We start from the raw sequence: 21,085 nt of genomic DNA, 5'->3' as shown, positions 1-21,085 counted from the left end.
TGATAAAACATGTGCTTTTTGAAAAGTTGCCAAAAATGAAAAAGCCTTTAAACACTAGTGTTTAAAGGCTTTTGACTTTTAAAATTTCTTTTGAAACTTCATCTGGCGGAGAAAGAGGGATTCGAACCCCCGGACCTGTTACAGTCAACAGTTTTCAAGACTGCCGCATTCGACCGCTCTGCCATTTCTCCAGTATGTCGCTTTCGTTATCCGATTGCGAGTGCAAATATAGTGCGCTTTTCCGATTATAAAAACTTTTTCAGTGATTTTTTTAAGTTAATTTTTAAGTGTCTAATTATCAGTATTTCTGAGAATTATTTTTTTAAAAATTAATCTAAGTCGTCTAAAATTGGCGTTGGTTTTTTGTTTTCATCAACAGCAACAAACGAAAAAGTTCCTGAAACTACCGTTTCCCGAAGCTCAGAATACATTTGTTCCATAAAAATATCAACATGAATTTTGCAGCTGGTTCTTCCTACGCTATCAACTTTTGCTACTAATTCAATTAAAGTTCCGGCAGGAATTGCTTTTTTAAAGTCAATTTGACCTGTAGATATTGTAACTACCTTTTTGCGGCTAAAACGCGTAGCACAAATAAAAGCAACTTCATCCATAAGATGAAGAGCAGTTCCTCCAAATAAAGTGTCGTAATGATTCGTAGTACTCGGAAAAACAGCTTTAAAAATGTGTGTCTCAGATTTTACAATTCTTTCTTCTAATGTCCCCATATTAGTAGTTTACATATTCTGTGATCTCAAGACCGTATCCAATCATTCCCACACGTTTCGTTTGTTCTGTATTCGATACTAATCTAATTTTAGAAATATCAATATCATGTAGAATTTGAGCTCCAATTCCGTAATCTTTACTGTCAATAATAATCTTTGGAGCTTTTAATGTTCCGTTAGATTGTAATGATTTAAGTTCTGCAATTCGGTTTAACAAATTAACAGCCGTCATATCCTGATTAATAAAAATAACAGCACCTTTTCCATTTTCATTAATGACTTTAAACATATCGTCTAACTGCTGTTCTGCATTATTAGTTAACGTGCCTAATAAATCATTATTTACTTGTGAAGAGTGAATTCTTGTTAAGATTGGTTCTCCAAGATTCCACGTTCCTTTTGTTAAAGCAATATGAATTTGTTTGTTTGTTGTTTGTTCGTAAGCTCTTAATCTAAAAACTCCAAAACGGGTTTCGATATCAAAATCTTCTTTTTTAACAATCAAGCTATCGTGTTGCATTCTGTAGGCAACCAAATCTTCGATCGAAACTAATTTTAAATTAAATTTTTCAGCAACTTTTACCAATTCAGGCAAACGCGACATAGTTCCGTCTTCATTTAAAATTTCGCAGATAACACCAGCTGATTTAAATCCTGCAAGTCTAGCAAAATCAATAGCAGCTTCTGTGTGGCCAGTTCTTCTTAATACACCGCCTTGTTTGGCAACTAGAGGAAAAATATGTCCCGGTCTTGCTAATTCATGTGGTTTAATATTAGAATCTGTCAACGCTAAAACCGTTTTAGATCTGTCTGCGGCAGAAATTCCTGTAGTTACACCATGCCCTTTTAAATCAACTGAAACTGTAAAAGCGGTCTCCATATGATCTGTATTATTGGTAACCATTGGTCTTAAATCCAATTCCTTGCAACGGCTTTCAGTCAAAGGAGCGCAAATCAATCCACGTCCGTGAGTGGCCATAAAATTGATCATCTCAGGTGTTACTTTTTCGGCTGCAGCCAGAAAATCACCTTCGTTTTCACGATCTTCATCATCGACTACAATGATTACTTTACCTTGACGAATATCTTCTATAGCTTCCTCAATGGTATTCAGTTGTATTTTTGTTGTTGACATAATTATTTTTGATTTTGAGCAGGAAAAAACCGCTCTGAAATTTTTTGAAACAGTTGTGATATTGGAGTTGTAATTGCATCAAAGTTGATTAATCCGTTATCGTTTGTCGCACGATACGTTAATAATACAGCCAATGGCAACAATATAAAAGAGGACATCCATGAACCCATAAAAGGAGTCATACCGCCTTCTTGTGAAACTCTTTTTCCAAAAGTATTGATAAAGTGGAAAGTGATAAAAATTAAAACAGCGAAGACAATTGGCAAACCAAGTCCGCCTTTTCTAATAATGGCGCCTAATGGAGCACCAATAAAAAACATTAGAAAGCACGCAAAAGCAATTACGAATTTTTCGTATAATGCAGTTAAGTGTTTGTTTATTTCACGTTGCTTATCTTTTAAATCTTTTTGAGTAGTTTCAATCGAATAAATGTTACTGGTTACATTTCCGGTAGCCATTTTCAGGATATCTGATTTTTGCTTATTCGTATAAAGAGATAAAAGATTTTCAGGAAGTGCCTTTTTCTTTTTATCTGATTTTATAATGACTGGAGATTTTCTAATTCCAACACGCTGATTTATATTTTCTGAAAAAGAGATAATCTCATTATCGAGATTTTTGTTCAAAGAATCTAACGTATAGCGTAATTCGCTAACGTTTAGCATTGCATTTGTACCATTTATATTTTCCTTGTCCTCGTCGGTTTTGTTTAATTCGGATAAGTCAATATTGATGATTTGCTTTTTAAAAGAAGATTTTACAAATGGTAATTTTGCACGATCTTCATATTTCTTTGGAGTAACGTCCTGATAATAATATCCGTCATTTAAAACAAGTTTCAAAATGCTGGACTTTTCATTACTCATTAATACCCCGTCTTTTGCCTTAATAACCGTTTTGTTTTCGCCAACGTTATTAGGTTTTTCATGAATAGTAACTCCGGTTAAAATATTTCCGTTTTCGCCTGACTTTTTATTCACTTTAATGTTATAGAAGCCAACATCATTAAATTGCCCTTCAGCGATTGCCATTGCGGGTTTTGCCTGAGCGATGTTTTTTCTAAAATTAATAAACTTATATTCTGCATAAGGGATCACATTATTGGCAAACCAAAACGCAACAATACTTAAAACAAAAATAAATATGATCAAAACCCGCATCGCTCTCTGAAGCGATATTCCGGAAGATTTCATGGCAGCGAATTCATAATTCTCAGCCAGATTTCCAAATGTCATAATCGAAGCCAATAAAACCGACAATGGTAAAACCAACGGAATTATTCGGGGCATTGAGAATAAAAGGAATTTTATAACCAATAACAAATCAAGGTCTTTACCTGCAAGTTCAGAGATAAAAAGCCATACGGTTTGAAGTATGAATATAAAAAAAAGGATTACAAATACCGTAGTAAATGTAATCAAGAATGTTTTTAGTAAATATTTGTCTAAAATTTTCAACCTTGTAATTAGTCTAATTTGTTGATGTAGTATTTTGGGTATTTGCTCGCTACAAAGGTAAATTGATTTTTTGATAAAGGCTGATTGGTTTTAAAAGAATTAACGGTTAAAGTGGTTTTTGTTCCATTTTTACCAGTTTCGATTAAATTGTAGATGTGTTTGGTCTGAACATCAATACCTAAAAGAATTTCTTTTCTTTGATCTTTTGCGCTAGTAGGTGCTAATTTAATGTATTGAATTTTTCTTCCTTTTACATTTTGTACAATATCCATATTGTATTTGTAACCGGAATTAAAGAAAGTAAGCATTTTTGACGGCGTAATTGCATTGTCATCTTTCTCGTTTACTTTAGAAACTGTAACTTCTTCGTCTTCAGGGTTAATGGTGTAAGTTTTTTGACCGTCGAAGATTTTAGTAACTCCCATAAAATTCAATACATATTGATTGCCTTTCATGGTTACATTTCCTTTGCTGTCCTGATTTATGTTTTCTTTGGCATTATTCAAAGAATATTTAAAATCAATAACAATATTGTCGTAGCTCTTTATTTTACTAGTAACTTCGTTCAATAAATCTTTGGCTTTTTTATCCTGAGCCTGAATAGAAGTGAAGCTCAAAAGCAATATAGCTGCCATTTGAAAGTACTTTTTAGTCATCTTAGTAATAGAATTGTTTTGGATTTCCTGAATTTTTGTTTTCATGATTGGATTAATTTTGTTCATTATTAAAAAATTGATCAAGAGCACTTAAGTCAGATATGTTCACACTTCTTGCTTTACTGCCTTCAAATGGTCCAACAATTCCTGCTGATTCCAGCTGATCGATCAAACGACCGGCTCTGTTGTAGCCCAATTTTAATTTTCTTTGCAATAATGAAGCTGAACCTTGTTGTGCATTGACAATAATCTCAGCAGCTTCTCTAAATAAGGTATCTCTTTCAGAAATATCCATATCAAGATTAATGCCAGTTTCTTCTCCAACAAACTCCGGAAGCAAATAAGCTGTGGCATATGCTTTTTGCGAACCAATAAAATCCGTAATTTTTTCGACCTCAGGAGTATCAATGAAGGCACATTGTACACGAACTACATCATTTCCGTTGGTATATAATAAATCTCCACGACCAATTAACTGATCAGCTCCTTGTGTATCAAGAATAGTTCTCGAGTCAATTTTAGAAGTTACCCTAAAAGCAATTCTGGCAGGGAAATTCGCTTTAATCAAACCTGTAATAACGTTAACAGATGGTCTTTGCGTAGCGATAATTAAGTGAATACCAATAGCACGCGCTAACTGAGCTAAACGAGCAATAGGAATTTCGACTTCTTTACCGGCCGTCATAATCAAATCTGCGAACTCATCTACAACTAATATAATATAAGGTAAAAAGCGGTGTCCGGCTTCTGGATTTAGTTTTCGGGCTTTAAATTTATCATTGTATTCCTTTATATTACGAACCATTGCATCTTTTAATAATGAATAACGATTATCCATTTCAACACAAAGTGAGTTTAAGGTATTCACCACTTTTGCGTTGTCTGTAATAATTGCGTCTTCTGTATCTGGAAGTTTGGCTAAGTAATGTCTTTCTATTTTATTGAATAAAGTTAGCTCTACTTTTTTAGGATCGACCAAAACGAATTTTACTTCGGCTGGATGTTTTTTGTATAAAAGTGAAGTTAAAACAGCATTCAATCCAACAGATTTTCCTTGTCCTGTAGCTCCGGCCATCAATAAGTGAGGCATTTTAGCTAAGTCGACAACGAATGTTTCGTTCGAAATTGTTTTTCCTAATGCAATTGGCAGCTCCATTTCAGCTTCCTGAAACTTAGCAGATCCAATAACGCTTTTCATCGAAACCATTGTTGGATTCTTGTTTGGAACCTCAATACCAATTGTTCCTTTTCCTGGAATTGGTGCAATAATACGTATTCCTAATGCAGATAAAGACAAGGCAATATCATCTTCTAAACTTTTAATTTTAGAGATTCTGATTCCGGCTTCGGGTACAATTTCATATAAAGTTACAGATGGACCAACAGTTGCCTTAATCTGTGCAATTTCTATTTTATAGTTACGAAGAGTATCTACAATTTTGTTTTTATTTTCTTCTAATTCTTCTTGATTAATCGTGATTCCTCCAGTCGAATACTCTTTTAATAAATCGATTGTTGGAAATTTATAATTCGATAAATCTAAAGTAGGATCAAATAATCCAAAATCAGCCACAAGGCGAGAAGCCAGGTTTTCTTCTATAATGTCTTCTTCTTCAGCTTTTTCAATAACAAATTCTTCTGTGTGAACTACGGGAGCAACTGTTGCTGGTTTTATATCCATTTGAACTGGTTTTACAACCGGATTCAAATCGATTTCAGATGAATTATTTATAGTTGGTTTTAAAGCCTCTTTGTTGATTTCGAATTGGGTAACATCAGATTTTAAATGAATGTTATCTAATTCAGGATCTTCTTCGATAGCAAATTCTTCCAGGTTATAAGCACTTTCTACCTGAGGTTTTAGAGAGCCCAATTCAGATTTGAATTCTTTTTTAGTAGAATCAAAATAGGATTGAATTTTCTCCGGAGATAATTTAATTTTAAAAATCAGGTAAATGATTAATCCAAAAAGCAGTGTCAGTAAAGTACCTGTTTTTCCAATGTAATCCTGAAGAAATAAATTAAGTTCATATCCAATAGTTCCACCTAATTCTGGTGCTGATGTGGCAAAAAATCCAAATAAAACAGAAACAATAATAATGGCAAATAAATCCCAGAACCAAATGCTTTTTAGTTTCTTGGTCGAAAGTTCTAATGCAAAAAACATTCCGGTTAGAAAAAACAATCGTACTAATACAAAAGAAGCGATTCCGAAACCTTTGTATACAATGAGATCAGCAAGAAAGGCACCGAATTTTCCGAGCCAGTTTTGCACTACTTCAGAGCGATCGCCAAGCTGGCTTACCGCACTTTGATCTGTTTGCCATTGTCCGTTGACATAAAAAGAAATAAATGCAACTAATAATGCGATAGAAAATAGTACCAAAAGGCAACCTAAAACAAAACGTTGTTGTTTATTGGGTCTCCAAGATTTGAGAATCTCAGTTTTTGGTGCATTTTTTTTGTCTACAGTTTCTTTTTTTGTTGATTTTGCCATTCTTGCGTTCCTGTTGCCTAAATAAATTTTGGGATATAAATAATCAAGCCTATTGCTATTGCTGTCATTGCGGCAAAAAATACCGCTCCTGCAGCAATATCTTTAATGAATCCGATACGTTTGCTGTAATCCGGATGAATAAAATCAGCTATTTTTTCAACTGCCGTATTCAATCCTTCAATTGCTAAAACTAAACCAATGACTAAGGTTTGACAAAGCCATTCGGTTTGTGAAATATGAAAATAGAACCCAGCAATGGTCATTAAAATCCCCAAAGAGAATTGAACCATTATGCTGTGTTCTGTTCTTATAAGTTTTACAGCCCCATTAAAAGCATATGTCATACTTTTTAATCGACCTGTAACAAAAGTATTATCTTTTTGAAACTCCATTTAAATGGTATTATTGTATTATAGTGCTGCTAAAGCTGCTTCGTAATTTGGTTCGTTTGCAATTTCAGCCACTTGTTCAGTATGTGTAATTTTTCCGTTTTCGTCAACAACAATAATAGCTCTTGAGTGTAAACCTGCTAAAGGTCCGTCAACGATTTCTAAACCATTTGTTTTTCCAAAAGCTCCATCTTGAAAATCAGATAAGTTTACAACATTCTCTAATCCTTCAGCTCCACAAAAACGTTTTTGAGCAAATGGTAAATCTCTTGAGATACATAAAACTGTTGTGTTCTCTAATCCGCTTGCACTTTCGTTGAATTTTCTAACAGAAGTTGCGCAAGTTCCCGTGTCAACACTTGGAAAAATATTTAAAACTAATTTTTTTCCTGTGAAATTACTTAATGAAGCAACAGATAAATCGTTTTGTACTAATTTAAAATCAGCAAGTTGTGATCCTACTGTTGGTAACTCACCTGATGTATGAACAGGATTTCCTCCTAATGTTATTGAAGCCATGATATTTTTTTTTAATGAGGTTCAAAAGTAAGGATTAAAATTTGAATCTAAAAGTATTTGTTACGGGTTTAAGTATAGATTAAGACTTGAATTTTATTATCGAAAGGTATGTAAGGTTTGGGTTTGTATGGCACGCGGATGACACGGATTCCTGCGGATTAACACGGATTTTTTTCTCATTTTTGTCCTCCTGAGCGAAGTCAAAGGAACGCAAGTAGCTCGACAAGGATTGTGTAGTTACTGTACGGAGTTTATAATGTTCCTTCGACTTCGCTCAGGATGACAAGATTGTGCTGAACACTGAACACTGAGACTGAAAACCGCTACTAAACACTAAATACAAAAAAAAACGCTCTCTTGGAATGAAAGCGTTTTTTAAGTCATGTTTTTGTTTTTTCTTCTTAGGAAAAGTGGTCGATTATTTATCGATAGAACCTAAAACACGTTTCATGAACGCATTTAAAGCTTCTTTTTTATCTGTGCCCTGAACTACCATTTTGTGTACTTCAAGCGCACCGTACATATTTGAAATTAATTCGCCAATTACATCTAATTCTTCATCTTTTAAAGACGGAATTTCTGTCATTGCTTCCAGAACTTCGATCGTTTCAATGATATAATCCTGATCGTTTTCTTCGATAAATTGGGTCAATTGCTTTATTACGGGTAATTTCATAATTAGATTTCTTAGATTTTTAGACATTCTTAGACTTCTTAGACTTTTTTCAAAATTCAGACGACGTCTATGAAGTCTAAAAATCTAAGTAAGTCTAACCAATCTCATTAAGCAATAGCGTTTACCAAGTCGATTAAAACTTCTTGTTTGTTGGTTTGAGTTTCTCCAACTAATTGTCCGTTTACGAAAGTTGCGAAAGTAGGCAAGTTGCTTACATTAGCTAATTTTCTTGATTCCGGAGAATTTTCTGCATCAACCAAAACAAAAGTGATAGCTTCATTTTCTGTTGCTAATTTTTTGAATTTTGGTTTCATAATACGGCAATTTCCACACCATGAAGCTGAATATTGTACTACTACTTTTTCATTTTTAGCAACTAAATCTGCTAACGTATCTTCGTTTAAGTCGATTAACATGTTTTTATTTTTTTAGGTTCTGAGTTACTGAGGTTCTGAGCTGCTAAGTTTTTTAGCTTCTTTTTCTCAGTCTCTTTGAATAATTTTCGGCACGAAGATTTTAAGTTTACTAAGGCTTTAAGAGAAAATCTTAGAGCCTTAGCAACTTAGTATCTTAGAACCTTTAGAAGGAATTAGTTTGCGCTTAAGTATTCAGCAGTACTAACTCTGTCTGCAGACATAGCTTCTTTACCAGCTTCCCAGTTTGCAGGACAAACTTCTCCTTTTTCCTGGATGTGAGTATAAGCATCAACCATACGCAAGTATTCGTTTACGTTACGGCCTAATGGCATATCATTTACGCTTTCGTGGAAGATTTTTCCAGTTTCGTCAATAAGGTAAGTAGCTCTGTAAGTTACGTTTGAACCTTCGATGATAACTGAGTCAGTTTCTTCGCTGTATTCTGTAGAATCGATATCTAAAATTCCTAAAATGTTAGATAAGTTACGGTTTGTATCCGCAAGGATTGGGTAAGTTACACCTTCAATTCCACCGTTGTTTTTTGGAGTGTTTAACCAGGCAAAGTGTACTTCGTTTGTGTCACATGAAGCTCCGATAACGATAGTATTTCTTTTTTCAAATTCTGGTAATGCAGCTTGAAAGGCGTGTAATTCAGTTGGACATACAAAAGTGAAATCTTTTGGGTACCAAAACAATAATACTTTTTTGTTGTTGTTTACTGCTTCTTCAAAAATGTTGATTTTTAAGTTGTCACCCATTTCTGAGATAGCATCTACTGCAATACTTGGGAATTTTTTTCCTACTAAAGACATATTTTTCGTTTTTACGTTAAAAATTTATTTCTGGTGCAAAAGTAGGGTATAAGTAAGGCTTCTTACAATAAGATGTGATTATTAATATTTATAAGTTGATAGTTTTTGATTATGTTTAATTGTAAGTTATTGGATGTCAATGTTTACGGGAAGGATTCCACAGCAAGGAATATTTTCTAAAAATTGGATTCCTGCTATTTTTTGAAATTCATTAAAATCCTGATATACCTGAATTAGTCCTGAAGCCTTTTTAAGATTAGGAATAATAGGTAATACGTATGGATTTCCGAAAACGTAAACAATACATTTTTTAGTTTGCAAAAGATCAGAAAGCAACTCTAAAACTTCATCATTAATTTCGAAATTATTCATTGGCTTTGCCTTTGGAACAAATAAGGAAATCAGAATTGTTTCAAAATTTTCTAATTCTTTTTTAATTGTAGAAATATCCGAAGATTCTATCCCTTCGAAAGCAAATTCCGGAGATTCTAATTTTGAATTTATGGTTTCAAAGAAAGTATTCTCAACACTTTTATACAAACTCAACTTTGCTAACTGATTGCTTTTTTGCGCTTCAAAAGCCAAATTGGTATTTGAGTTATCAATGATTTTTGTGATTGAATGTTGGGCAATTTCAAGATTTAATTCTGAGGCGCGTTCAAAATTTAATTCGCCTGAAGCAAAGTTAGTATCAGACAGAATTCCAACTTTTTGTTTGGCTTTTAGGATTCGGTTAAAACTTTCTTCGATGCGTTCCGGTGAAGCATTTTTAAGAATTGCCTCAATTCCTTCGGGAACATTTTCGGCAAAGCATAAAATATCGTTTCCGGCATTGAAAGCTTCCCATTCCAGTTCGCCTTTTGTTTCGTATAATTTAGAAACGCTGTGCATGTTTAAAGCATCAGAAATTACCAATCCGTCATAACCCAATTGTTTACGCAAAAGAGTTTCGATAATAGGTTTTGATAAAGTAGCCGATGTATTTTTTCCGTCGTTTAAACTAGGAACGGCAAGATGTCCAATCATAATAGAATCGACATTATTTTCGATTCCTTTAATGAACGGATATAATTCATTTTCCAGTAATTCTTCAAGTGTTTCCTTTAAAACCGGTAATCCTAAATGCGAATCGACATTGGTATTTCCGTGTCCGGGAAAGTGTTTCAGACAGCCTAAAACGCCAACTTCAGACAATCCTTTGAGATATTCAACGGCAAAATCAGCAACTTTCGTTTTGTTCTCACCAAAAGAACGATATCCAATAACCGGATTATTAGGATTGTTATTAATATCTGCCAAAGGCGATAAATTATAATGAATTCCGGCAGCTTTAAGATCTAAACCAATTTGTTTTCCAACTTCATAAACCAGATTCGATTTACTTTCAGGCAAAGCACCAAGCGTAATGGCATAAGGATATTGTGGTGTTTTTTCGATACGCATTGCTAAACCCCATTCTGCATCAATACTGATTAAAAGTGGAGTAGAAGCGGCTTTTTGATATCGAACAATCAGATCTTTTATTTTTTGATAGCTATCGTCATTAAAAACAACTTTTTTCTTGCTTTCGTAATTAGTGGCTGCACTGGCACGACTGTGAAAAAAAGTCAATCCGCCAATATTGTATTCCGCGATCAAACGTTCGGTTTCCTGAATATTCTCTTCGGTATCGTTTATGAATACTGCGGGAAAAAAGAATTGTCCCACTTTTTGTCTTAATGTTTCAGCTGTCATTTTCATTATTATAAAGTCTTTTTCATGCAAACACTATTGTCCATTTTTTCGTAAGGAGGATAATTCGGGATTATCGAATAACCTGATTTTTGATACAAAGCAATTGCTTCCGGCTGTTTTTTTCCTGTTTCCAGAACTGTGTAAGGATATTTTATTTCTGCTGCCCAGAGTTCTAAAGCTTTTAAAACCTGCGATGCAATTCCTTTTTTTCTATGATCGGGATGTACATACATTCGTTTAATTTCGACTGTATCACTTTCTTTTTCTCTAAAAGCACCACAACCTACGGCAATATCATTTTCATAAAAAACGATGACATGTTTTATTTTATCAGTTTTATTGAACTGATTATAAAATAGGTGATCTTCTCCGTCTCTGATTTTTAAATCCTGGTCTAATAAAACTACCAGTTTTTTAAAATCGATATCGTCAGAGTCGGTTCTTTTTAAACTAATCATGATAAAATGCGCTAAAAGTTATTCTTTATTTAAGCTTGCTTTTCTTTTGTTTGGCGAGCTGGGTTTTGGTGTGTAAGGCTTTTTCGAGTCGGTTTTTAAAACGGAAAAGTTTTGGCAAACCTTCTAATCGGTCTTCGATCGTTATTTCTTCATAAACGATAATGGCTTTTTCTAAAACCCGAATCTCATTATCGAGATCAAGTTGGTTCTTGTAGATAGTTGCCAAACGATCATAAGGATGATTTCCTTTAAAACCTTCGGTAATATTTTCTTCGTATAACGCAATTGCTTTTTCAATTTCTCCTGCTTTTTCAAATTCAATTGCTTTCAGGTTTCGTTCAACCTGGATGTTTTCATTGATTTCCATGGGCGTTATATTGTATTGCTATTATGCTGTTTTTTTACCGAAATCTTTTGGAAAAATTAAAAATCTCGAAAGAATCAATCCTGGAATTGTCGCTAAGAAAACCCATATAAAAAAGTTTTGATAGCCTAAATATTGCTGTATAAAACCACTTAACATTCCCGGAAGCATCATTCCTAATGCCATAAATCCGGTTGCAAGAGCATAATGTGATGTTTTTGATTCTCCCTCGGCAACATGAATTAAAAACATCATGAAACCGGTAAATCCAAATCCATACCCAAACTGCTCCAGGATTACAGTGATGCAGGTATAAAGATTAAGTGGAGAATTTATTTCGAAAAAATAAAAATTCATATGAAGATGAAAAAGTTCTTCAGGTTGAAAATGTGCTAATCCTATAAAACCAAGAATTGGCAAATGCATTGCTAAAAACATTGGAAGCATCCATTTAGTCAAACCATGCTTAGAAATAGCGATACCTCCCAGAATTCCGCCAATTGTCAGGGCAAGAATGCCTAAAGTTCCATAAATGATTCCAACTGATTCTGTTTCCAAGGCCATTCCGCCAAGTTCTTTTTTATCCAATAAAAAGGGGCTTAACATTTTAAGCAATTGAGATTCTCCAAGTCTGAAAACTAGAATAAAAGCCAACACCAGACCAATTTGTTTTTTCTTGAAGAAGCTTACAAATACGGTAGCGAAATTTTGATGATGATGTGCATTTTTATCCTCTTCGACAGTATTAATTTCATTTTTTGGCGTAAAAATAAAATTATAAAGAGTTATAAAAGTCATTAATAAACCAACAGCAATCATCGTGTATGACCACGCTTTTGTATTGTCTCCGTATTTGTGTTCCAGATAACCGGCAAAAAGCACAATTAATCCGTTTCCGGCAAGTAGTGAAAGTCTGTAGAATGTACTTCTGATTCCCAGAAAGAAAGATTGCTGATTTTCTGGTAAAACCAATAAATAAAAACCATCACTGGCAATATCATTAGATGCAGATGCAAAAGCCGCAACCCAGAAGATAGCCAGAGTCATGATGAAAAATCCGCTGGCGGGAATTGTAAAACCAACCAGTAAAAAGGCGACAGATATAAGCAATTGCATTGATAAAAACCATTTTCTTTTAGTTCCGTGTAATTCAATAAACGGACTCCAAAGCGGTTTTATCACCCACGGTAAGTATAATAAACTGGTGTAAACTCCAATATCTTCATTTGAAATTCCGAGATTTTTGTACATAATCACCGAAACTGAGATAATTACTGCATATGGCAAGCCGGATGCAAAATTAAGAAGCGGAATCCAGAACCAGGGTTTATTATCTGTTTTCATTTGGCTGAGCAGGTAAATAGGTTTTAAATGTATTTTTTAAGTCGATCGTAGTTGGGGTACTTTCGTTCGCAAAATAATCAATAAATGTTACAGCACAAGCTTTATACTCATTCATTTTTTCTGCCGGGATAGAAAATGTAATTACCCCGTTATTTTCATGAATATTAATTTTGTCTATTATTTGGGTAGCGTCGTTATTGTTTATTTTAGAGATGTGTTCTGCTCCGTAAACCACCATATAACGTACTTTTGTGTTTAAAGGCGATTTTATCGTAAATGTATACCTGATGCTGTCTCTTGTATATTCTGTTACGTTTGGAATATCAATTACAATTCTTCTTAAATTAGGAACAGATGGTGGAAGCGCAGGATATTTATATTGATTTTCTTCTAAAAGACGAACAATATCAAAGTTTTTATTTATGAACCATTTTGCACTAAAATAAGCACTTCCGCCTACTTTTTTAAAACTTCTGGCAAAATCAATCTGCGTTGGGATTTCACTGGCAAAATTCCAGCTTTTATCGCTGTCTCCTCTAATTTTATAAGAAGCGTGACCAATATAAAGAGCCGTATTATTGGAGTTCTCAGACCACCATTTTACTAATTTCGAGTAAGAAGCTCTTGGGTTATTCATACTCCAATACAATTGAGGCATAATATAATCGATCCATTTTTGATCCATCCATAAAACAGGATCTGCATATAAATCATCATAATTTGAAGTCGATTGAGTCTCAGAACCTTTAGGATCAACAGATTTGTTACGCCAAACCCCAAACGGACTAATCCCGAACTGAACCCACGGTTTACTTGCTTTTATAGTTGTCGAAATAGCGTGTACAAAGTTGCTCACATTTGCGCGACGCCAATCGGCAAGAGTTAAACCTGAACCATATTTTCTAAAAGATGCGGTATCATTAAATACTTTTCCGGGAACCGTGTAAGGATAAAAATAATCATCAAAATGAATCGCGTCGATATCATATTTGTCAACAACTTCTTTTACAACTTTGGTTAAATGTTCCTGAACTTCAGGCAAAGCGGGATCATAATAATATTTTCCGCCATATTCGATCATCCATTCCGGATGTTTAAAAAGATCGTGATTTGGGCTTAAAAGATTTTTGTTTAAATCAAAAGTAGCACGATATGGATTCAGCCATGCATGAAATTCAAAACCTCTTTTATGTGCTTCTTCAATCATCCACGCCAATGCATCGTAATAAGGGTTTGGAGCCTGACCTTCTTTGCCTGTTAAAAAACGTGACCAAGGCGCTAGTTCTGATGGGTAAAAGGCATCACCAACACTTCTAACCTGAACAATCACAGCGTTGTAATTTAGTTTTTTATAGGCTTCAAGAATCTCAAGATAATCTGCTTTTTCTTTTTCTACACCGTCAGTGGCAGTTTTGGGCCAGTCAATATTTACGACGGTTGCAATCCATACACCTCTAAATTCGTTTTTAGGATATAGGTTTTTTTCTTGTGCATTAGAAATTAATCCAAAGAAAAATATAAATAGGATAGAGAAAAGTACTTGCTGATTTTTATGCATTTTAATCTTTTTTAACAGAAACCAAAAATAGTTTTTTTAGCTGAGTATAGTAAATAATTAATAAATTATAATTTGAACGGTATTAATTTGGTTTTCATATAATTGGTTTCATTTTTCTTGCCAAATAACTTTTACATTAATGTAATGATATGTTGTGCATAATTTTTTCGCCACGAATTGCATGAATTTGCCCAATTTTTTTTGCTGCAAAGACTCTAAGGCACAATGTTTTTTTGATAAAAAATCTGCTCAATCTGCGAGAGAAAATTTTAAGTCACAGATTAAAAGATTAGTACAGATTATTTTAATAGGAATCTGCGTGAAACAAAATCATTTTAATCTCATAATCTGTAGCAAAAAAACTTTGTATTTTAGCGACTTCGTTGCAAACCCTTTAATCAGGAAAAGAAATTTTACCCATTGTAACAGACGGAATTCCTTTTTTTGAACCAAAATTGTAATCTCCGCCTGCAACCGTTTCATTGGCTAAAATGGCAAATAAAATAGCTTCTTTAGCATCGCCAGCAATCCCGAGATCATCGCTTTTTTGAAAATCACAAGGCAATAATTCCTTTAACCAACGCACCAATAACGGATTATTTGCGCCTCCGCCAGACATATAAACCGTAAATGCTGCAATTGGTATTTCGGTATTTTTTACCACAAACCCAATTGCTTCGGCAATCGTTTCTGCGCTTAAACGTGTTAAAGTAGCTAACAAATCTGGTGCCGAAATATTGCCTAAACCTGTTTTTAAAAGTGCATTTTGTACAAAATCAAAATTAAACAGTTCCTGACCAATCGTTTTGGGGAAACTTTTCGTGAAGAAAGCATTGTCTTTTAATTCAGATAAAAGCGATTGGTTTACCGTTCCGCTTTGAGAAATTTCGGCATCTTTATCGTAACTTTTTTCAGGAAAATAATGTTTGGTATAAATATCTATTAAAGTATTTGCTGTTCCGGTATCTGTTACAAAAACTTCGCTGGCATTTAGCGAGGCAGGCAAATAAGTAAAATTTGCAATACCGCCCATATTCAGCATAATGCGGTTTTCGCCTTTTTTGCTAAAGAGCAAATAATCTCCATAAACCGCCACAGGAGCGCCTTCGCCACCAGCCGCAACGTGTTTTTGCCTGAAATCGGACAAAGTGATAATTCCGGTTTTTACCGCTATATGATCACCATCGCCAATTTGTAAAGTCGCATTTGGAAATTTTTCCTGCTGATGCAAAAACTTCGGAGCGTGCAAAACTGTTTGCCCGTGCGAAGCAATTAAGTCGACTTCGTTTGCGGGAATATTCCATTTTTGCAGACAATCGTTGACCATATCAGCATGCAAAATCCCAATCCATTCGTTTAACAAAGCCAGATGCTGAAAATCGATTGTTTTTTTTGCAAACACCTTACGTATTTCGGTTTTAATATCTTCCGTATAATTGATGGTTTCGAACTCCAGAATTTTCACATCAGTATTTCCACCCGCGCCAGAAATTTCACAAAGTGCAATATCAAGTCCGTCAAGCGAAGTTCCGGACATTAAACCTATTATTTTTCGGGTCTCTTTTTGAGCAATTTCATAGAGAGCGCTTATATTTTTATTCATTAAAAGAATGTTTTAAGAACACGTTTTATTTTATAACGCTAAAATCAGAATATTTTGGATATAAATGTATAGAAAATGCTGAGATTTTACTGTTTTACTAAATGCAGGTTTCAACGTATAAAAATAAGAAGGAAAAAATAATCTTTTACATAGAAATTACTCTGTATTAAAAAATAATAAACCCTAATCTATTATTCTTATGGCTTATAAAGGATTCTAAAGATAATTAACATTTTTAAGTTTACTACTACAATTTTATTACGAAAACGTTGTAATCAAAAAGGCAGAAATATTCACAAAATGATTACATCAAAAGTGCTAATGCAATTTTATTTGGCTGCTCAATTAATCAATATTTGAAGGGAATCCAAATACAGTTGAATTGAGAAGATGATGAAGTAATAAATCTTAAAAAAATAAATTATGAAACCACAGGCAATAATTTTTGGAATAGACGGTAAAGAGATATCTCATTTTACCGAGATTACATTAAAACAAGCAATTAATTCGCATCACCAATTCGAAATTCATATTCCACATGCAACTGTAGAAAGTTCTTTGGCACATACTCTTGAAAATGCCCAGACATGGTTAGGCAAAGTAGTACATATAAAGCTGAGTGATCAAAACAACTTTTTAGGCGTTATTACCAATGTCAAATTTAAGCAGGAAATGGGACATTCAGGTAATCAGATTGTTGTATCAGGTTATTCTAAAACCATATTATTAGAATCCGGCAAAAAATTATATTCCTGGGAAGAATCGACCTTAGACGAGATTGTAAAACAAGTGATAAAAAATGCCGCAGGAGAGCGATTGCAAAACGATATAAATCCGGAATATAAAACCAAAATTGAATATCAAAATCAATATCTTGAAACTGATTTTGAGTTTATTCAGCGTCTGGCAAAACAGTTTAATGAATGGTTGTTTTATAACGGAGAAAAATTAATTTTTGGCAAACCCAAAGTTTTTGATAGTCCTGTAACGTTAATTTACAACAAAGACATTTTAAAATTTGATATATCAGTAGAGGCGGTACCCAACAAATTTAAAGCCTTTACTTATAATGAAAGTGTAGATAAACGATATACAGCTAATTCTAAAGATGATGTGGCTGGTTTACCAAAATTAGGAAACGAAGCATTTGCAGCATCAATGGAGGTTTTTTCTACACCGGCATATTCGCATGGTATCGTAAGTACCGGAGACGACGTAGTACTGGAGACCTTCTTAAAAAAGAAACAGGAAAGTGCTGCTTCTAAAACCAATTATGTAACAGCAAGCACCAGAAATTCGAAATTAAAAATAGGAACTATTGTTAATATCCAATCCAGCGTTTTAGAAAATTCTATTACCAGCAACCATGATGTAGGTTCTTATATCATTACCGAGATAAATCATCGTGCGACACATTTAGGAGAATATGAAAATACCTTTACGGCAATACCATCAAAAGTACCTTGCTTGCCTGAGCCAGACATTGATTACCCTATTGCACAAACCCAGCAAGCCATTGTAGAAAGCAATAGCGACCCTAAAAACAAAGGAAGAATCAGAGTACAGATGCTGTGGCAGCAAAGCACACAAATGAGAACCGGCTGGCTTCGTGTCATGACCCCAGACGCAGGCAGCAGCGACAATGTAAGCAACAACAGAGGAATGGTATTTATTCCTGAAGTGGGCGATCAGGTCATGGTGAATTTTAGATATGGAGATCCCAACAGACCTTTTGTTATGGGAAGTGTTTTTCATGGAATAAGCGGCGGTGGCGGTGGCGAAAAAAACAGCGGTAAATCATTAAAATCAAAAACAGGCAACAATATTACCCTAAATGATGCAATGGGCAAAGGCGCTGTTTTGATCAATGACGCTATAGGAAACTCACTTACTTTCGACGGTTCCGGAAATACAGTTGCTCAGGCTGGAGACAGTAATGTTGTAAATGTGGGAGAAGGTGCCGAAAGCCATTTTAAAATGGATAAAGACGGGACTATAGTTTTAAAAGGCGAGAAAAGTTTTAAAGTAACCGTAGGCGTGAGTTCTTTAGAATTACTGGCGAACGGCACGATCAGGATAAACGGCAAAAATTTCAATTTTATAGCAGATAATACTGTAGCGATATCGTCTCCAAAAAATCATATAGACGGAGAAACAAAATTTGAAGGCGGAGATGTAATTATAAATTAAAAAGCGATGAACAAATTACTACAAGAAGCAGTACGTTTTAGAATTCCTTTTACAGAAAATTATACCCTGACCAGTCAAACCAATATTAAGTCAAGCTATTTTGATATGCAGACCAAAACCAAGATAAGATGGGCATTAAGGGTCATTGCAATTGCCGAAAACGGAGATGCCGAGATAGAATTACTTACTCTGGAACATCTCATGGTAGATACTAATAATGAAAACCTGCAGGATATTATAACACTAAATCAGGTTTTTAGCAGGATGTATAGCGAGTTACACCTCATTATCAATATACAGGGAGAAGTTATTAAGATAATAAATCTCGAACATATCAAAAATAAATGGGAGGAAACCAAAACACAACTGCTTAAGATAAAACAGCAGGAACCCGCTCTTTTGCAGATGCTGACTATAAAAGATGAAATTTTTTCGAGTGCGGATAAAATAAAAATTGCGATCGAAAACAATGAGTTTTTCAAGCATTATTTTGGTAAAATCTACGGCAATAAGCTCCCTGTTGCAAGAAAAACGATTAGTCAAAATAATGTATTGCAAACAGCAGATACAGAGTGGCTTTTTAAATTCAATCATCGTCCTGAATTTGATACTGTGCATTTAGAAAATATCATAATAAAATATCGCGGAGAAGCCATAGCGCATCAAACCGATTGGAAAACAAAAGCTTATGGGCACTTGCCGGATATAGACATTAAAAAATTAGATCCTGTGGTAACAGAAGAAGGAAGTTATCGATCGAATTTTAAAAGTGGTAAACTGCACCTTGCCGAAACAAAACTCACAGAAATTGCTTTGCCCGGCATTATAGAAGCGACTATAAATTATAGAATAGAAAGCGATGCGTATAAAAGCAACGAGAACAATATTCAAAATCAAAGTTATAATGATACGCCTTATCGAATAATAGATTAATGAACTGCTATGTATTATAAAATAGAACTAAAAAACATCACTATAGCTTTGGGGCTTTCGCATGAAAAACAAGAAAAAGCACAACTGTTTTTGTTTCAATGGCATTATCAAAAAAAAGGCGCTCAACCAGATACACCAATCACAACCCGTAAACTGGCAATAGTTATACAGTATATAAACCAACGAGTTAAAATGCTCACTTGCCGGCACAAAACGGTAAAAAAACTTATAAGCTGATGGGAAATAAGATCATTACCGAAAAAGACTTCTGGATGTGCACAGGAGGAAATGTTCCTGCACCATTGCAATCCGTACAGCAATCGACCAAAACCAAAGACGGCAAAAAGTACATCACAATAGTAGATACAGCCACGAGCAGTTATATCGATTTTGGCTGTAATAAACTTATGCTTATTATGGCAATTATCGCCGCAGTTATTGCAGTAGCAGTTGTGGCCACAGGTGGTGCGGCACTAATTGCTGTTGGAGCCCTTGCCGGTGCGGCAGGTGCAGCAGCCGGTGCCGTTCTTGGAGGATTGATTTGCGGACAAGTTGCCAAACTTGCAAGGGTTTGGCTGGGCAGCAAAAACGATATGATCGTAAAGGGAAAACCCGCCATAACAAGTGGTCATGAAATGAAATGTATGCTTTTTGGTGATAAAATATCACACGCGCCAAATATCAAAAACTGGTGGCAGGCCATAGCGGTGGGGAGTATAAATACAGGAGCTAAAATAGTAGAAGGTGCTTTATTTGGTATGATGGTTGGCATGGGAGCCGGAGTATTAAAAGGTCTTATACAGCTTGGTGCGCCTACCTTAACAAGTGTAGGTGTAAATATTGTGGGAAGTTTTGGAACATTGGGCAGTTCTATTCGAGCCGTTTTTGGTATACAAAATGTAACGAACAATTGGGCAATGGGTAAAATAGAGAATTTAACCCTTGCCGAATCTAAAGACGCTTTTATTGAAGGCGCAATACCTGAATATGAAATTTCTAAAAGAATAGCAACAACAGGAGAAATAAGACCCTCTGATGCTATGTTGCTATTATACTTATTGAAATTTAAAAACCCAAATAAGCCTGTAAAAGAAGAGCTAATAAACGAAAAAAGCACTCAAAAAACCACTAATTTAGCTAAACCTGAAGGCGGAAAAGCTAAAGGGAATTTTGAAGCGTTTGAGGGTGATACCAAAAAGTTATTAGAAACAGAAGGAAATGTAGGGACGTACAAAGAACTTATCAAAAAAGGAAAAATTGGAGACAATATTACGCCGCATCATATGCCATCTGCTGAATATTTAAACAGGAATACAAAAATTAAATATAATGATGGTATATCTATGAATATGGAGCAACCCTCGCCAGGAACTGGAGGAAGACATAGAAAAACAAGTACTTTTAATAACAATATGACCGCTGCAGAAAAGAAAGTTTATTTTGAAAAAAATCCACGAGAAGCTTTAGCTCATGATATAAAGGATGCAAAGAGGATATATAAGGAAGATGGTTTGTATGGAAAAACCGGTCAATTTGACCACCTAATTCCGGACTAAATTGACCACCCGTTCCGGAGCAAACTGACCACCTAATTCCGGAGCAAATTGACCACCAAG

Annotated in this window: 19 protein-coding genes and 1 tRNA gene; 3 read left to right on the top strand and 17 right to left on the bottom strand. The window is 34.6% G+C overall.

Translation table 11 applies throughout. The features are described 5' to 3' along the window. Positions 1–103: 103 nt before the first annotated feature. From ASF10_RS11955 to ASF10_RS11875, 17 genes are all read right to left on the bottom strand, one after another. Positions 104–191: transfer RNA gene (locus ASF10_RS11955), tRNA-Ser, on the bottom strand. Between the two features lie 138 nt (positions 192–329). Then, positions 330–728, bottom strand: coding sequence for an acyl-CoA thioesterase (locus ASF10_RS11950; protein WP_056249405.1), 399 nt, complete (start codon positions 726–728; stop codon positions 330–332). 1 nt (position 729) lies between these two features. Continuing rightward, the gene (ribB, locus tag ASF10_RS11945; protein ID WP_056249401.1) at positions 730–1,863 is read right to left on the bottom strand and encodes a 3,4-dihydroxy-2-butanone-4-phosphate synthase; all 1,134 of its coding nucleotides are present in this window, start codon (positions 1,861–1,863) and stop codon (positions 730–732) included. A 2-nt stretch (positions 1,864–1,865) separates the two neighbouring features. Further along, complete coding sequence (locus tag ASF10_RS11940; protein WP_056249398.1) at positions 1,866–3,320, bottom strand: LptF/LptG family permease; 1,455 nt, start codon at positions 3,318–3,320, stop codon at positions 1,866–1,868. Positions 3,321–3,328: 8 nt separating this feature from the next. Then, on the bottom strand, positions 3,329–4,021 hold the full coding sequence (locus ASF10_RS11935; protein WP_082472427.1) for a LolA family protein: 693 nt from the start codon (positions 4,019–4,021) through the stop codon (positions 3,329–3,331). 7 nt (positions 4,022–4,028) lie between these two features. After that, on the bottom strand, positions 4,029–6,473 hold the full coding sequence (locus ASF10_RS11930; RefSeq protein WP_056249394.1) for a DNA translocase FtsK: 2,445 nt from the start codon (positions 6,471–6,473) through the stop codon (positions 4,029–4,031). A 17-nt stretch (positions 6,474–6,490) separates the two neighbouring features. Then, on the bottom strand, positions 6,491–6,865 hold the full coding sequence (locus ASF10_RS11925; RefSeq protein ID WP_056249392.1) for a diacylglycerol kinase family protein: 375 nt from the start codon (positions 6,863–6,865) through the stop codon (positions 6,491–6,493). Between the two features lie 18 nt (positions 6,866–6,883). Next, a complete protein-coding gene (gene tpx, locus ASF10_RS11920; RefSeq protein WP_056249390.1) occupies positions 6,884–7,381 on the bottom strand; it encodes a thiol peroxidase in 498 nt (165 codons plus the stop codon). A gap of 418 nt (positions 7,382–7,799) precedes the next feature. After that, a complete protein-coding gene (locus ASF10_RS11915) occupies positions 7,800–8,057 on the bottom strand; it encodes a DUF6952 family protein (RefSeq protein WP_017495510.1) in 258 nt (85 codons plus the stop codon). A gap of 107 nt (positions 8,058–8,164) precedes the next feature. Then, complete coding sequence (locus ASF10_RS11910; protein WP_007805605.1) at positions 8,165–8,473, bottom strand: thioredoxin family protein; 309 nt, start codon at positions 8,471–8,473, stop codon at positions 8,165–8,167. A 173-nt stretch (positions 8,474–8,646) separates the two neighbouring features. Continuing rightward, positions 8,647–9,285 carry a peroxiredoxin gene (locus ASF10_RS11905; RefSeq protein ID WP_055098566.1) on the bottom strand — a complete coding sequence of 213 codons (639 nt, stop codon included), beginning with the start codon at positions 9,283–9,285 and terminating at the stop codon, positions 8,647–8,649. A 126-nt stretch (positions 9,286–9,411) separates the two neighbouring features. Then, a complete protein-coding gene (locus ASF10_RS11900; RefSeq protein WP_395395587.1) occupies positions 9,412–11,019 on the bottom strand; it encodes a glycoside hydrolase family 3 protein in 1,608 nt (535 codons plus the stop codon). Positions 11,020–11,027: 8 nt separating this feature from the next. Beyond that, positions 11,028–11,477: a GNAT family N-acetyltransferase gene (locus ASF10_RS11895; RefSeq protein ID WP_056249387.1), complete on the bottom strand. Its 450-nt coding sequence runs from the start codon at positions 11,475–11,477 to the stop codon at positions 11,028–11,030. Positions 11,478–11,502: 25 nt separating this feature from the next. After that, positions 11,503–11,844, bottom strand: a complete 342-nt coding sequence (locus ASF10_RS11890) for a hypothetical protein (RefSeq protein ID WP_056249386.1) — start codon at positions 11,842–11,844, stop codon at positions 11,503–11,505. 21 nt (positions 11,845–11,865) lie between these two features. Continuing rightward, the gene (locus ASF10_RS11885) at positions 11,866–13,185 is read right to left on the bottom strand and encodes an MFS transporter (RefSeq protein ID WP_056249384.1); all 1,320 of its coding nucleotides are present in this window, start codon (positions 13,183–13,185) and stop codon (positions 11,866–11,868) included. Then, a complete protein-coding gene (locus tag ASF10_RS11880; protein WP_056249380.1) occupies positions 13,172–14,743 on the bottom strand; it encodes a glycoside hydrolase family 10 protein in 1,572 nt (523 codons plus the stop codon). Before ASF10_RS11880 ends, ASF10_RS11885 begins: the two co-directional genes overlap by 14 nt. A gap of 394 nt (positions 14,744–15,137) precedes the next feature. Then, complete coding sequence (locus tag ASF10_RS11875) at positions 15,138–16,346, bottom strand: anhydro-N-acetylmuramic acid kinase (RefSeq protein ID WP_056249379.1); 1,209 nt, start codon at positions 16,344–16,346, stop codon at positions 15,138–15,140. Positions 16,347–16,769: 423 nt separating this feature from the next. On the opposite strand from ASF10_RS11875, the gene ASF10_RS11870 reads away from it, so the two are divergent. The 3 genes from ASF10_RS11870 (at position 16,770) to ASF10_RS24335 (ending at position 21,025) form a co-directional block, all read left to right on the top strand. After that, the gene (locus ASF10_RS11870; protein ID WP_056249377.1) at positions 16,770–18,536 is read left to right on the top strand and encodes a type VI secretion system Vgr family protein; all 1,767 of its coding nucleotides are present in this window, start codon (positions 16,770–16,772) and stop codon (positions 18,534–18,536) included. A 6-nt stretch (positions 18,537–18,542) separates the two neighbouring features. Then, a complete protein-coding gene (locus ASF10_RS11865) occupies positions 18,543–19,469 on the top strand; it encodes a hypothetical protein (RefSeq protein WP_056249376.1) in 927 nt (308 codons plus the stop codon). A 236-nt stretch (positions 19,470–19,705) separates the two neighbouring features. Next, positions 19,706–21,025 (top strand): hypothetical protein, encoded by a 1,320-nt coding sequence (locus ASF10_RS24335; RefSeq protein WP_198529586.1) that lies wholly within the window; start codon positions 19,706–19,708, stop codon positions 21,023–21,025. The last annotated feature ends 60 nt before the right edge of the window (positions 21,026–21,085 follow it).

Source organism: Flavobacterium sp. Leaf82 (assembly GCF_001422725.1).
Lineage (GTDB): Bacteria > Bacteroidota > Bacteroidia > Flavobacteriales > Flavobacteriaceae > Flavobacterium.
Note: the sequence above shows the minus strand (reverse complement) of the source record. Positions and strands in the feature narration are given on the sequence as shown.